Source organism: Cryptosporangium phraense, assembly GCF_006912135.1.
GTDB lineage: Bacteria > Actinomycetota > Actinomycetes > Mycobacteriales > Cryptosporangiaceae > Cryptosporangium > Cryptosporangium phraense.
Genome location: NZ_VIRS01000005.1, coordinates 307,097 through 321,201 on the forward strand (window position 1 = coordinate 307,097; position 14,105 = coordinate 321,201).

Below are 14,105 nucleotides of genomic sequence, written 5' to 3' on the forward strand. Positions count from 1 at the left end.
GTTTCGACCCTCGACCTGAATGGACTCCTGTGCCGACGTTCCGCGTGACGCGTTACGTGCTGTCTTACGGCGCGGTCAAGACCGCCGGTGAGCGGCCGTTCCCCTGGCACTCGATCATCCTCGTCTTCGATCCGGACGGACGTCCGCCGGTGAGCGACGCGGTGGTCCTGTTCACGCCGAGCAACAGCCTCGGCAACCTGAACACCCCGAACCGGCTCACCGCATATCTGCCGGTCGAGGACTTCGACACGTATCACCGGATCCTGCAGACCGAGAGCCCGGTCTTCGCCGAGTGGACCGAGGACAACGGCGGCCGGCTCACCAGCTTCTACCTGAAGACCCAGGAGGAGCCGGTCGGTGAGGGCCCGGTGGACCGCAGCGAGGGCTACACCTGATCGGGGATGGCCCAGGCCGGGCGTCGTGACTCCAGCTGAGCGGTGATGCCCTCGTTGGCCTCGTCGCTGGTACACAGGCGCGCCCACAGCTCCACCATGGCCGATCCGTGCTCGTCCAGGTGGGCGCGGATCGGCTCGGTGAGCATCGCCTTCGTCGCGGCGAGCGCGCCCGGCGACCCGGCGAGCAGGCTGGCCACCGCGAAGTCCACCGCCGCGTCCAGCATCTCGTCGTCGACGACCTGGCTGACCAGCCCGATCTCCTCGGCGATCCCGGCGTCGATCGTGACGCCGGTGAGGTAGGCCCGGGCGGCCGCGCGGTGGTTCAGCCGGGGCAGCGTCGTCAGCGCGGCCAGCGCCGGGGCCAGCCCGATCCGGGTCTCGGTGAAGCCGTAGGTCGCGCTGCGCTCGGAGATCACCAGGTCGCTGGCGCCGATCAGCCCCAGCCCGGCCGCGACCGCCTCGCCGTGCACCCGGGCGACGATCGGCTTGGGCAGCGTCACCATTGCCCGGAGCAGCGTGAGCATCGAGCGGGCGGCGATCAGCGGGCCGGCGTCACCGGGCTCGGTGAGCTCGGTGAAGTCGGCGCCGGCGCAGAACACCTCCCCCTCCGACACGAGCACCACGACCCGGACCTCGTCGTCCTCGGCCGCGGTCTGCATCGCGTCGATCAGGCCGGTCACGACCGGCAGGGAGAGCGCGTTCCGGTTGGCCGGAGAGTCGAGCATGACGACGGCGACCGCACCGTCCAGGCGGGTCCGCACGAGCGGCCGGCCCGGGTCGGCGGGTGCCGACGCTCCCATGGTCGATTGCTCCATAACACCCACAATTGCACATTAGGGGCACCTATCGCCCTAAGTACCCAGTGTCGCCTCCGTGAGCTGGCCGTCAGCCAGGTTCAGCCGGCGGGTGAGGCCGAGCGCGGCCAGGAACGTCTCGTCGTGGCTGACCACCACGAACGCGCCCTGGTAGGCGTCCAGCGCGCTCACCAGCCGGTCGACGCTGGCCAGGTCGAGGTTGTTCGTCGGCTCGTCCAGCAGCAGCAACTGGGGGGCGGGCTCGGCGTAGAGCACGCAGGCCAGCGTCGCCCGCAGCCGCTCGCCGCCGGAGAGCGCCCCGACCGGCAGGTGGGCCCGGGCGCCCCGGAACAGGAACCGGGCCAGCAGCGTCAGCCGGTCGGCCTCCGGCGTCGCCGGGGCGAACGCGGCGAAGTTCTCGGCCACCGTGCGGTCGAGGTCCAGCAGGTCGAGGCGCTGGGACAGGTACGCCGACCGCCCCGCCGCGTGGCGCAGCACCCCGCTCGTCGGCGTCAGCTCACCGGCCAGCAGCCGCAGCAGCGTCGACTTGCCGACGCCGTTCCGGCCGGTCAGCGCGGCCCGCTCGGGGCCGCGCACGCTCAGGTCGAGCCCGGTGAACAGGTCGCGCACGCGCACGTTCTCCGCGCTCACCACCGTGCGCCCGGCCGGGACCCGGGTGCCGGGCAGGTCGAGTGTGATCCGGTCTTCGTGCCGGACCGCCCGTTCCGCTTCGTCCAGGCGGGCTCGGGCGTCGCCGACCCGGGAATCGTGGGTCGCGCTCGCCTTCGCCGCCGATTCCTGCGCGCTCCGGGCCAGGCCGCCGGCCACGATCCGGGCCAGCCCGGCGTTCTTCAGGTTCCGGGAGGCCGTCCCGGCCCGCCGGGCGGCCCGCTCCCGGGCCTGCTGCGCCTCCCGCTTCTCGCGGCGGAGCTCCTGTTCGGCACTGCGGACGTCGTTCAGCGCGGCGTTCTGAGCGGCCGCTATCGCCTCCTCGTACGCGCTGAAGTTGCCGCCGTAGAGCTGAACCCCGCCCGCGTTCAGGTCGGCGATCCGGTCCATCCGGTCGAGCAGGGTCCGGTCGTGGCTGACCACCAGGGCCCCGCCGCGCCACTCGTCCAGCACCCGGTACAGCGCTCGCCGGGCGTCCGTATCGAGGTTGTTCGTGGGTTCGTCGAGCAGAAGGACGTCCGGCTGCTCGAGCAGGCGCGCGGCCAGGCCGAGCGAGACGATCTCGCCACCGCTCAGCGTCGCCAGACGCTGAGCGAGCGGCAGGCCGCCGAGGCCGAGCCGGTCGAGCTGGGCGCGGGTGCGCTCCTCGACGTCCCAGTCGTCGCCGATGGCGGCGAGGACCTCGTCGCTCGCGTCCCCGGCTTCCAGGGCGTCGAGGGCCCGGATCACCGGCGCGACGCCGAGGACCTCGGCGACCGTGCTCTCGCCGGCCAGCGGCAGGGTCTGGGGTAGGTAGCCGAGCGTGCCGGAGACGGTCACGGTGCCGCCGGTCGGGCGGAGCTCGCCGGCGATCAGCCGGAGCAGCGTGCTCTTGCCGGCGCCGTTCGGCGCGACCAGGCCGGTGCGGCCGCCGCCGAGCGAGAACGACAGCGCGTCGAGCACGACGGTGCCGTCCGGCCAGGAAAAGGACAGGTCGGTGCAAATTACGGACATGGAGAACCCTTGGCCACAGGAGGGACGAGAACGGAGCACCGCCGGGAATCACCCGGAGATGTCGTCGTCGCCTGCCATCGCGTGTCTCCTAGATCGCGGTCCGGTGCGACCGTAGCAGGGTCAGAGCCGTTCGATCGCCTCGATTACCGCGGCCGCGCCGTCCTCGGCCTCGACCTGGCCGGCCAGTTTCTGCGCCCGATCCCGGTACGCCGGGTCACGGACGGCGGCTCCCAGAGCGTCCGCCACCGTGGTGGGGTGGTACAGGCGGAGAGCCGCGGGCGCGACGCCGAGCGCGACCGACCGGTGCGCCCAGAGGTGTTGATCGGCCTGCACCGGCACCGGGACCTGCGGCACCCCGGCGCGCAGCGCCGCCGCCGTGGTCCCCGCTCCGCCGTGGTGCACCACGGCGGCGACCTGCGGAAACAGGTGTTCGTGGGGGACGTCGGCGATCGGGTGGACGCCCGGCGCGGGGTCGCCGCCGCCGCCCAGGACGACCCGCAACCCGAGGCGGCGGGCGGCCGCCACGGCGTTCGCCGTGAAACGGCGGGCCGCCTCGCCGTCGGCCAGGCTCCCCAGCCCGACGTAGATCGGTGGTGGCCCGTCGGCGAGGAACTCGGCCAGGCCGGTCGGCGGCCGCCAGCCGGCCGGGGTCTGCGGCCACCAATACCCCACTACCTGCACTTCTGGACGCCAGTCGGCGGGACGGGCCAGCACGGCCGGGCTGTAGCCGTAGAGGGTCGGGAGGTCGTCCGGGGCGTTCAGGACCCACCGCTGCAGAGCCCAGGCCAGCCGGTTGCCGGGGGCGCCGAGGCTGTGGAGGCGGGTGAGCGGTGGGGCGAAGTCGCGGGTCGGGTGGGCGGGCTGGAGGTAGGTGGCCAGCACCGGGATGCCCAGCGCCCGGGCGGCGGGGGCGGCCACGACGCCGGTGAGCAGGAGATCGACGCCGGGGCGGGTGGCCTCGGCGAGCCCGTCGGCAAGGTCGGCGAGGTAGCGGAGGGCCGGGCGGGCCGCGCGGGGGTCGAGGGCGGCCGCGGCGAGGACCGTGCGTGGGTCGCCGGGGAGGGGACGGAACTCGCTGCCGGTCGCGGTGACGAGGTCCGCGAAGGGGCGGTGAGCGGCGATCGCGACGCGGTGACCGGCGGAGCGTAAGCGGGCGGCGAGGCCGGTGCAGGGGGCGACGTCGCCGCGGGAGCCGGCGGCGACGATCAAGATGCGCATCAGGCCCCAGTGTGCGGGACCGCTGCTCGGAGCCCCGCTCCGGGGCTGGGCGGCGCGCGAGCGGCGCTGCGCGCGGGGAGGCCGCAGGCGGCGGGGGCGCCGCTCGGCGCGAGGCGCGGCTGGGCGCGGGGCGGGATTGGGCGCGGGGCGGGATTGGGCGCGGGGCGGGATTGGGCGCGGGGCGGGATTGGGCGCGAGGCGCGATTGGGCGCGAGGCGCGGCTGGGGGCGGGGAGTCAGGGGGTGGCGCGGCGGGCGGGCCAGGCGGCGCCGGCCGTCGTGAGGCGGGCGCCGATCGACTCGCGGTCGTGGAGGCCGTTCGGACGGCCCGGCTCCGGCGGCCGGATCGCGTCGGCGGCCCGCGGGCGGACCCCGGGGACGCTGGTGATGCCCCGGCGACGAGCGGCGCCGGGCGGCGGCTGGTTCCCGCGCGTGCGGTCGCGGCGCAGCGTCGCCAGGTAGATCGAGACCTGGTCGGCCGCGCGGCTGAGGTCAAGCCCGAGCCGCTCCTCGATCCGCCCCAGCCGGTAGAGCAGCGTGTTCCGGTGGATGTGGAGCGTCGCCGCGGTCGTCGTCCGATCGAAGCCGAACGCGACCAGCGCATGCAGCGTCGCCTGGAGCTCGGCCGGGAGCGGGTCGTAGACCCGGGCGCTGAGCGCGTCGCTGACCTCGGGACACAGCTCGACGAGCACCTCGGGGGCGAAGTCGGCGAGCCCGATCGGGCCGGTCCGTCCACGGCGGACCGCGACGTCGATGACGACGTGGAGGTCGCGGCAGGCGGCCGCGAGCCGGCCGCGCGCCGCGGCCGCCCCGACCGCCACCGCGATGCCCTCGGTCTCGCTGAGCCAGTCGAGCTGGCCGGGCGTGGAGCAGATGCCGTCGATCCGCTCGCCCTCGCTGAACGCGAGCAGTCCCCCGGCCGCCGACAGCTCCGCTGCCAGCCGGGCGTGCTCGGCCGCGCCGGCGCCCCGGTGGGCGGCGGCGAACGGCAGGTACGGCCCGGTCGTCGGGATGCCGATGTCCTCGGCCAGTTCGACCAGGTCGGGGGTGAGCGCGGCGGCGCCGTCGATCGCGTCGAACAACCGGCGGAACCGGCGCTCGCGTTCGGACCGGCGCAGGTCGCGGTCGTCCAGGCTGGCCTGGACGACCGCGGCGGTCATCAGGTTGATGAACGCCATCAGTTCCTCGGTCACCGTGACGACGGCGGCGAGGTCGTCCGGGCCGGCGGCCGCGCGCACGGCCCGGCAGGCCGCGTCGGCCCCCACCCGGTACGACCGGAGCATCTCGTCGATCGGGGACCGCGACGCGGCGACCGACCGCAGCGCGAGCGAGCGGGTCTCGGACTGGGGCGGATGCGTGCCGGAGAGGAGCATCCGGGTGAACATCCGGACGTGGTCGCGCACGACCGGCGTGATCGCCGCGGTCCGGTCGCCCTGGGTGCGGAGAGCGGTCAGCACGGCGGCCGCGACGGCCTCCCGATCGACGGCGTCGGCGAGATGGCGAACTCTGTCGCGGTCTACGAGATCGGACTCGGACTCGGGCATGCGGCTCTCCAGCGGTCGATGGGCTTCACCTTGGCGCGCCATTCGTCAATGGGGTGGTGATCGGGGCTGCGATAGGTCACGGATTGGGAATCTTTAAGGTTCATGAGGCTGGTGTGACCAGTGGGGTTACCGCAGATCCCTTGTGGAAGCCGACATATTGACCGGCGATCGTCACGGCTCTAGGTTGACGAACCGAGCGACCGGATGTGTTCAACCCCACATGGCATCGACGCCAGGAGGTTCACCCGTGCGGAAATTAGCTCTACTACTGGTGCTGGTTCTGGCCGGGTGTTCCGCGTCCAGCGGGAACGACGACTCGGGGCCGATCCGGATCGGACTGACGGTCCCGCTGACCGGCAACTACCAGGCCCTGGGCACCGGCGACCAGCAGGGCGCGAAGATCGCGGTCGCGCAGATCAACGCGGCCGGCGGCATCGACGGCCGGAAGATCGAACTGGTCGTGAAGGACGACAAGACCCAGCCCGACCAGTCGGTACTCGCGTTCAACGCGCACAAGTCCGAGGGCGCGGTCGCGGTGATCGGCTCCTCGTTCTCGAACTCCGCCCTGGCCACGATCCCGCTGGCCGAGCGCAACTCGATGCCGTACCTCTCGCTGGCCGCGGCCGACCAGCAGGTCGACCCGGTGCGGAAGTTCGCGTTCCAGATCCCGGCGCGGGCCTCCACCTACGCCGAGCAGACGCTGAAGTACTTCCAATCGGTGGGCATCACGAAGGTCGCGCTGGCGCACGACACGAAGAGCTCGTACGCGGTGGCCGGCTACACCGCGGTCAAGGCGAAAGCCGCGCAGTACGGCGTGACGGTCGTCGTCGACCGGTCGTTCGACACCGGGACGCAGGATTTCAGCGCGGTGTACGCCCCGGTGCGGACGTCCGGCGCGCAGGCCATGTTCGTGTGGGCGACCGGGCCGCCCGCGGTGATCGCGACCAAGCAGTTCGCCACGGCCGGGCTGTCGATCCCGCTGGTGCTGACCGGCGCGCAGGGCACGCCGCTGTTCACGAAGCCGGCCGGGGCGGCGGCCGAGAAGGTCGTGCTCTCGGCGGCGATCGGGGTGATCGGATCCTCGCTGCCCGCGTCGCCGCTGAAGACCGCGGTGGACAAGCTCGCGGTGGACTACCAGAAGCAGTACGGCGCGTACCCGCCGCAGTTCGCGATCGACGGGTACTGCGGGGTGCTCGTGCTGGCCGACGCCATCCGCGCGGCCAAGTCCACCGACGGCAAGAAGGTGCAGGCCGCGCTGACGTCGCTGTCGCTGCTCACGCCGAACGGGCGGTACAAGTACAGCGCCTCCGACCACTCCGGACTGTCCACCGACAACGTCGCGATGGCCACGGTCACCAACGGGAAATTCGTCCCGACGCCCTGGATGACGTCGCAGCTGACGACGAACCTGCCGTCGTGATGCTCGCGGTCTCCGGCCTGTCGCGGGCGTTCGGAGGCGTCTACGCGGTGCGGGACGTGTCGCTGGAGGTGCCGGCCGGGCAGTTGCACGGGCTGATCGGGCCGAACGGGGCCGGCAAGTCGACGTTGTTCAACCTGGTCGCGGGGTTGTTACGGCCCGACGCGGGGTCGGTGTCGCTGGAGGGCTCCGTGCTCGACCGGATCCCCGCGCACCGGCGGGCGGCCGCGGGCATCGCGATCGTGTTCCAGGGCGCCCGGACGTTCCCGGGGCTGTCGACCCTGGAGAACGTGATGGTCGGGGCGCACACCCAGGCCCGGCACGGGTTCGTGGCGGCGGCGCTGCGGCTGGGGCGCTGCCGTCGGGAGGAGCGGGCGATCCGGGCGTCGGCTCTCTCGGCGTTGGACCGCGTCGGGTTGACCGACTGGGCCGACACCCCGGCCTCGTCGCTGCCGCTGGGCCAGCAGCGCCGGGCCCAGCTGGCCCGGGCGCTGTGCGCGTCACCGCGGCTGCTGCTGCTCGACGAACCGGCGGCCGGGCTGCGTGCGGCCGAGCGGTCGTCGCTGGCCGCGGTGCTGGAAGACCTCCGCGAGGAAGGGCTGACGATGATGCTCGTCGAGCACGACGTCGGGTTCGTGTCCCGGCTGGCCGACCAGGTGACCGTGCTTGACCTGGGGTCGGTGATCGCCTCGGGGACGCCGTCCGCGGTGCGGGGCGACCCGGCGGTGGTCAAGGCCTACCTGGGTTCCGATGCTTGAGGTCCGCGACCTGGTCGTCCGGTACGGCACCGCGACGGCGCTGGACGAGGTCAGCCTGGACGTCGGGCCCGGGGAGATGGTGGCGCTGGTCGGGGCCAACGGGGCGGGCAAGTCGACGCTGGTGAACACGTTGTCGGGGATCGTGCGGCCGTCGGCGGGCGTCGTGCGGCTGGACGGGCGGCTGGCCCAGGTGCCGGAGGGGCGGCAGCTGTTCGCGTCGCTGACGGTCGAGACCAACCTGCGGCTGGGCGCGTGGGGGCTGGCGCGGGCCCGGCGGGATCCGGCCCGGATCTACGCGCTCTTTCCCGACCTGGTGGCGCTGCGGGGCCGACCGGCCGGGTCGCTGTCGGGCGGGCAGCAGCAGATGGTCGCGGTCGGACGGGCGTTGATGGCCGACCCCGACCTCCTGGCGGTGGACGAGCTCTCGCTGGGGCTGGCTCCGATGGTCGTGCGTGACCTGGCCGAGCACCTGACCCAGCTGAATCGGGAGCGGGGGCTGGCCGTGCTGCTGATCGAACAGGAGACGACGCTGGCGTTCTCGCTGTGTTCGCGGGCCTACGTGCTGGAGGCCGGACGGGTCGTGGCGTCGGGGCCGTCGGCGTCGCTCCGGGAGGACCCGGCGGTCGTGTCGGCGTACCTGGGAGGTCTACCGGGATGATCGAGTACCTGGTCGCCGGCACCGCGCTCGGCTGCACGATCGCGCTGCTGGCCAGCGGATTCGTCGTCGTGCACCGGGTGACCGGCGTGGTGAACTTCGCCCAGGGGCTGTTCCCGGTGGTGGCCGGGCTCTCGTGCGGGACCCTGCTCTCGTCGGGGTGGCCGCACGGGCTCTCCGAGCTGGCCGCGGTGGCGCTGGCCGGCGTCGTCGGCGTCGTCGTCGGGGTGGTCGCGATCGGGAAGCCCGGCACGCCGCCGCTGGCGTCGCTGGTGATCACGTTCGGGCTCGGCTTCCTGGGCTACGCGGTCGAGATCATCGTCTGGGGAGATCAGCCGCGGTCGTTCGACGGGTGGCCGGGGGTCCTGACGCTCGGCGGGGTGCGGATCCAGCACCAGTGGGTGCTGGTGGCCGGGGTGGCGCTGGTGGTCTTCGGGTTGCTGGGCGCGTTCTTCGGGCGGACGTACCTCGGCCAGGGCCTGACCGCGTGTGCCGCCAACCCGTACGCTGCCCGGCTGGCCGGCATCAACGTCCGGCGGATGGGCCTGTACGCGTTCGGGCTCGCCGGTCTGCTCGGCGGCGTCGCCGGCGTCCTGCTGACGCCGTTGCAGTCGATCGCGTTCGACCGGGACGTCGCGCTGGCCGTGAACGGGTTCGCGGCCGCGGTGCTCGGCGGGCTGGACCGGCCCGGGACGGCGCTGGCCGGCGGCCTGCTGCTGGGCGTCGGGCAGACGCTGTTCGCGGGGTACGTCGACGGTTCGTTCCAGACCGAGGTCGCGCTCGGGTTCATGGTGCTGGTGATGGTGGCTCGGGCGATCCGGCAGCCGGTGACCGTATGAAGACCGGCATCGCGTTCGGGATCGTGGCCCTGGGGCTGCCGTTCCTGCTCGACGACACCCAGATGTCGGTGTACGTCCTGATGGGCCTGGCGGTGCTGGCCGTCACCGGGATCTCGCTGCTGATGGGGTACGCCGGGCAGGTGTCGCTCGGGCAGGCCGCGTTCTACGCGGTGGGGGCCTACACGGCGGCGGTCCCGGCCGTGCACGGGTGGCCTCCGGTGGTGGGGCTGGTTCTCGCGCCTGTCGTGGCCGCGGGTGTGGCCGCGCTGCTGGGGGCGTTGCTGCTGCGGCTGCGCGGGCACTACCTGGCGTTCGCGACGCTCGCGCTGCAGCTGATCATCCTGTCGGTCGCGGCCGAGATCGACGTGTTCGGCGGGGCGATCGGGTTGCAGGGGATTCCGTTGCTGGGGGTGGGATCTTTTTCTCTGGAAGCGCCGCGGGAGTACGCCTGGCTGACGTGGGTCGCGGTGTGTGTCGTGCTGGTGTTGACGGCCAACATCGTCGCGTCGCGGCCAGGGCGGGCGCTGCGGGCGCTGGCCGGGAGTGAGCAGGTGGCGGCGGCCAGCGGGATCCCGGTGATCCGGTACAAGGTGACGGTGTTCGCGCTGTCGGCGGCGTATGCGGGGCTGGCGGGTGGGATCTACGCGTTCTTCCTCGGGTACATCGCGCCGGGCTCGTTCACGATCGCGATGTCGGTCGAGTGGGTCGTCATGGCGGTGTTCGGCGGGCTCGGGACGCGCTGGGGGCCGGTGGTGGGCACGGTGGCGGTGACGTTGGTCGTGCAGGTGCTGAACGATCTGAGCACTCGTCCGGGTGCGCCCAGCTACGCGCCGACCGTGCTCGGGTACGCCGCCTACGCGGTGCTGCTGATCGGGGTTCTGCTGTTCATGCCGGGTGGGGTGGTGCCGGCGTCGACGCGTATCGGCGATCGGGGGCCGGTTCGTATGATTCGGGAGTGGCGTATGTGGCGCTTGTGGTTTAGCCCGAAGTCGCGGGACACGACGCGTCCGTGAGTTCCGTCCCGTTGCCCCGGAGGCAGGCGGGCACCTCGCCTCAGCACCTGCTGGTCACGCTGCTCGGCGACTACTGGAACGGGCGTCTGGAGCACCTTCCGTCGGCGGCGCTGGTCGCGCTGGTCTCCGGCTTCGACGTCGGCGAGGTGAGCGCGCGGGCGGCGCTGCGCCGGCTGGCCCACCGCGGGGTGCTCGAGTCCAGCAAGGTCGGGCGCAACACGTACTACGGCCTGTCGGCGTCGGCGACCCGGACGATCGTCGCGAGTTCCAGCCGGATCGTCGCGCTGGGCGCCGAGGACCAGCCGTGGGGCGGCACCTGGACGGTGGCCACGTTCTCGCTGCCCGAAGCGCAGCGGGACCTGCGTCATCTGTTGCGCAGCCGGTTGCGCTGGCTCGGGTTCGCGCCGCTGTTCGACGGGGTGTGGGTGTCGCCGCGCGCCGCCGCCGACGAGGTGCGCGAGTTCCTCGACGAGCTGCGGATCGGATCGGCGGCCGTGCTGCGGGCCGAGGAGGCGGTCGGGACGCCGCTGATCTCGGCCTGGGACCTGGACGAGATCCGGCACGCGTACGAGTCGTTCCTCGCCGACACCGGCCCGTTGAGGGCGAGGCTCGATGGCGGCGACGTCGGGTCGGCCGAGGCGCTGATCGCGCGCACGAGGCTGATGGACGTCTGGCGGACGTTCCCGGCGCTCGATCCGGACCTCCCCGAGGCGGTGCTGCCGCCGGACTGGCCCCGGAGGAGGGCGCGGGCGGTTTTCGGGGAGCTGTACGACGAGTTGGGGCCGCTGGCCGAGGCTCGGGTGCGCCAGGTGTTGGCGCGGTTCGATCCGGGGTTGGCGGGGCTGGTGCGGCACCATACGACGAGAGAGCTCAGCCGCTGAGGCGCGGGGTCCGCCCCCGGGCGGGGCGGCGGCGTCGGGTTGCGCGGCTGGTTGGGGTGCGCGGCTGGTTGGGGTGCGCGGCTCGTTGGGGTGCGCGGCTCGTTGGGGTGCGCGGCTCGTCTGTGCGAGGGCGCACGGCCTGGGTGGGTGAGCGCCAGCGCGGTGAAGGGCACGTTGAGCTTGAGGGCCGTTCGGCACCCACCGATCGGTGGGTGCCGAATGGCAGGACAGGATGCGTGACAAGTCTCCGCAGTATTGCGGTATTGCTGGGAGGACGTTGGCGGGCGGGCGGGCGGGGTAGCGAGCGAAACGGCGGCAGCGCTGAGCGCCTGAGGCCGGCCCGGTACCCCGAAACGCTGCGGCCCCGGGTGCGCGCTGGAGCGACTCCGAGCCGGCGCAAGCCGCCGAGCGGCGCGAAGCGGCGGGCAACGCGAAGCGGCGGGCAGCCGGGGGTTGGGCGGCGCCGGAGCAGCACTCTGGCGCTGAGCGGGCAGGTGCTGTCGAACTGGGCGCGTTCGGGCCGAGCGGGCGCATTGAGGCAGGCTGTGGCGCGAGCGCGCCCAGCGTCGGCGCTCAGGCGCTGAACGCCCCGCTGACCCTCTTCCGGTGGAGGTTGCGATGCAGCGGATGGGCTATCCGCGGCGGATCGTGCGCCGGCTAGGTAAAGCGATGACCAAAAGTGGCCAGCTCCGCGGGTTGCTTCGGATGTTGGCGGGCAGATGGGCGCTTCTCGGGAGGAGGGGCGACAGAGCCCTATGAGCAGCCGTTTGCGGTGGTCGGAGAGGTCAGTGCGGTGCTGAGTGCTCGGTGAGCCGGTCTCCCGACTTGCTGCGGTGTGGGTGCGTTGGAGTAGGGCTCATTTCGGGGGATCGCCTTCGGGGCCGGTCGTGCCCTCGGGTTGGGCTCGTTAGGGCCGAGTAGGTGGGTCCAGGTGGGCTACGCCCGGCCCGATCGTGCCCAATCCGCCCGAAATAGCCCACCACCGCATCGCGGATGATCGCTAAACATCTGCCGCCCGCCTGGCGCCTCGCCGCCCCGCCATACGGCCGCCCGCCGCCTTGCCACACGCCTACCCCGCCACACAGCCGCCCCGCCACACAGCCGCCCCGCCACACAGCCGCCCCGCCACACAGCCGCCCTGCCACACGGCCGCCATGCCGGCCCCGCCGTAGCTCGCCCCACGGCAGGCCGCCCCGCCGTAGGCCGAGCCGCCGCAGGCCGCCCCACCGCAGGCCGAGCGACCGCGAGCCGGGCCACCGCAGGCCGCCCCGCCGCAGGCCGGCCACCGCAGTCCGAGCCGCCGCAGGCCGGGACACCGCGCGGGGGCGGCGCCGCGGGGGGCGTTGCACACCCCCCGCAACCGGAGGGTGGGTCAGCAACCCGCTACGGAGGGGCGGGACGGCCCGCGCGCGGCCCGTGAGCGTCGGTCGCGGAAGCGACCGGGCCCCGCCCGGCAGGCGTAATGATCCTCGACTCACGGGAAACCCGACCGACCAGGAGAACGAGGCCGGGGTGCAGTGCGGTTGATTCGCGGTGGGAAGACTTGCGAAGCTCGGCGGCCGGTCGATGGGGTGTCCGAAGCGAAGAGGGGGTGCCGTGCGACTACGTCTCACCGAGCACCCGGGGCGGGCGACCCGGGTGGCGCTGGTCTGCGCCCTGCTGAGCTTCGCGTACCTGGCCGCGGCCTGGAACGCGCCGATCGCGCCGCCGGTGGTCGGCTGGATCGCGCCGCTGGCGTCGGTCGTCGTGGGCGTGTACTCGACCGTCCGGCTGGTCCTGGCGACGCCGCTCGGGCCGGCCTCCCGGCGCTTCTGGCGGACGATGGCGCTGGCGGCGGTGTGCATCGGGGTGGGCGCGGTCAGCCAGATGATCGACACGCTCGGGCGGGGTGCGCCCACCCAGGTGCTGTCGAACCGGACGAGCGCGTTCGACCTGGCCGGCGTGGTGCTGATGATCGCGGCGATCCTGCTGGTGCCGGTCAACAAGCTGACCCGGGCCGCGTGGGTGACGTTCGCGCTGGACGCGGGCACGGTGCTCGCCGGCGGGGTGCTCTTCACCTGGTACTTCGCGATCCGGAACATCGGCGACTTCGAGGCCACGACCGGCTCGTCGCTGCCGCTGGTGGCCACGGTCGCCACCGGCTTCCTGGGCGTGCTGGTGCTGCTGCGGATCTCGTTCGCGGGGGTCCGCGAGGTGAGTCCGGGCGCGTTGCAGCTGCTCGCGGTGGCCGCGCTGACCTCGTGCAGCGCCGCGGGGCTCTCGCCGCAGCTGGCCGAGCGGCCGTACCTCAACACGTCCTTCCTCGCGTTCCCGTTCGCCTACGGCTTCCTGACCGCGGCGGTCGACCGGCAGCGCCGGGCCGCGCTGGCCGCGCTCGACGGCGACGAGCCCCGGCGGCGGCCGGCCCGGGTCCGGTCGCTGTACCTGTTGCCCTACGTCGCGGTCCTGCTGACCGACGGCGTGCTGCTGGCCACCCTCGACTCCCCGGCGGACGCCGGTCCGGTGATCGTCGGTGCCGTGGTGCTGACGGCGCTGGTCAGCGCCCGGCAGCTGGTGAGTTTCCGGGAGAACGGGCGGCTGCTCCGGCGACTCGACAGCACGGTCGCCGACCTCCGCGAGTCCGAGAACCGCATGACGCACCAGGCGACGCACGACGGGCTCACCGGCCTGGCCAACCGGGCGCTGATGGCGTCGCGCCTGGAAGCCGCGCTGGCCGCGCGGGAGGACATCGTGTTCGCGCTGATCGACCTGGACGACTTCAAGGTGGTCAACGATCGGCTCGGGCATGCGGTCGGTGACACGCTGCTGGTCGCGGCGGCGTCGCGGATTCAGGAGGCGGTCGGGCCGGATCATACGGTCGCTCGATTGGGCGGCGACGAGTTCGCGGTGCTGCTCCGGGGTGGTTCTTCGCCCGCCGCGGCGAGCGGTTC

At 73.3% G+C, this 14,105-nt stretch carries 12 protein-coding genes; 8 read left to right on the forward strand and 4 right to left on the reverse strand.

What is annotated here, in order from left to right:
• Positions 1-29: 29 nt before the first annotated feature.
• Positions 30-395 (forward strand): hypothetical protein, encoded by a 366-nt coding sequence (locus tag FL583_RS10220; protein ID WP_142704310.1) that lies wholly within the window; start codon positions 30-32, stop codon positions 393-395.
• On the opposite strand, the gene FL583_RS10225 is transcribed toward FL583_RS10220, so the two are convergent.
• The 4 genes from FL583_RS10225 to FL583_RS40820 all read right to left on the reverse strand — a co-directional run bounded on the left by FL583_RS10225 (position 386) and on the right by FL583_RS40820 (position 5,612).
• Positions 386-1,210: an enoyl-CoA hydratase-related protein gene (locus FL583_RS10225; protein WP_205751994.1), complete on the reverse strand. Its 825-nt coding sequence runs from the start codon at positions 1,208-1,210 to the stop codon at positions 386-388. The two genes, FL583_RS10220 and FL583_RS10225, sit on opposite strands and share 10 nt — an antisense overlap.
• Before the next feature lie 36 nt (positions 1,211-1,246).
• A complete protein-coding gene (locus tag FL583_RS10230) occupies positions 1,247-2,851 on the reverse strand; it encodes an ABC-F family ATP-binding cassette domain-containing protein (RefSeq protein ID WP_142704311.1) in 1,605 nt (534 codons plus the stop codon).
• A 120-nt stretch (positions 2,852-2,971) separates the two neighbouring features.
• On the reverse strand, positions 2,972-4,069 hold the full coding sequence (locus FL583_RS10235) for a glycosyltransferase (protein ID WP_142704312.1): 1,098 nt from the start codon (positions 4,067-4,069) through the stop codon (positions 2,972-2,974).
• A 235-nt stretch (positions 4,070-4,304) separates the two neighbouring features.
• Positions 4,305-5,612, reverse strand: coding sequence for a PucR family transcriptional regulator (locus FL583_RS40820; protein WP_142704313.1), 1,308 nt, complete (start codon positions 5,610-5,612; stop codon positions 4,305-4,307).
• Between the two features lie 247 nt (positions 5,613-5,859).
• Here FL583_RS40820 and FL583_RS10245 point away from each other — a divergent pair, with 247 nt between their 5' ends.
• The 7 genes from FL583_RS10245 to FL583_RS10275 form a co-directional block, all read left to right on the forward strand.
• On the forward strand, positions 5,860-7,032 hold the full coding sequence (locus tag FL583_RS10245) for an ABC transporter substrate-binding protein (RefSeq protein ID WP_142704314.1): 1,173 nt from the start codon (positions 5,860-5,862) through the stop codon (positions 7,030-7,032).
• Positions 7,032-7,787 (forward strand): ABC transporter ATP-binding protein, encoded by a 756-nt coding sequence (locus FL583_RS10250; protein WP_142704347.1) that lies wholly within the window; start codon positions 7,032-7,034, stop codon positions 7,785-7,787. The genes FL583_RS10245 and FL583_RS10250 overlap by 1 nt, the downstream gene beginning before the upstream one ends.
• A complete protein-coding gene (locus FL583_RS10255; RefSeq protein ID WP_142704315.1) occupies positions 7,780-8,445 on the forward strand; it encodes an ABC transporter ATP-binding protein in 666 nt (221 codons plus the stop codon). Before FL583_RS10250 ends, FL583_RS10255 begins: the two co-directional genes overlap by 8 nt.
• Positions 8,442-9,281, forward strand: a complete 840-nt coding sequence (locus FL583_RS10260) for a branched-chain amino acid ABC transporter permease (protein WP_142704316.1) — start codon at positions 8,442-8,444, stop codon at positions 9,279-9,281. The genes FL583_RS10255 and FL583_RS10260 overlap by 4 nt, the downstream gene beginning before the upstream one ends.
• Positions 9,278-10,294, forward strand: coding sequence for a branched-chain amino acid ABC transporter permease (locus FL583_RS10265; protein WP_142704317.1), 1,017 nt, complete (start codon positions 9,278-9,280; stop codon positions 10,292-10,294). The genes FL583_RS10260 and FL583_RS10265 overlap by 4 nt, the downstream gene beginning before the upstream one ends.
• Positions 10,291-11,175, forward strand: a complete 885-nt coding sequence (locus FL583_RS10270) for a PaaX family transcriptional regulator (RefSeq protein ID WP_142704318.1) — start codon at positions 10,291-10,293, stop codon at positions 11,173-11,175. Before FL583_RS10265 ends, FL583_RS10270 begins: the two co-directional genes overlap by 4 nt.
• 1,596 nt (positions 11,176-12,771) lie before the next feature.
• Positions 12,772-14,105: GGDEF domain-containing protein (locus tag FL583_RS10275; protein ID WP_142704319.1), on the forward strand; the 1,334-nt coding region annotated here is incomplete at its 3' end.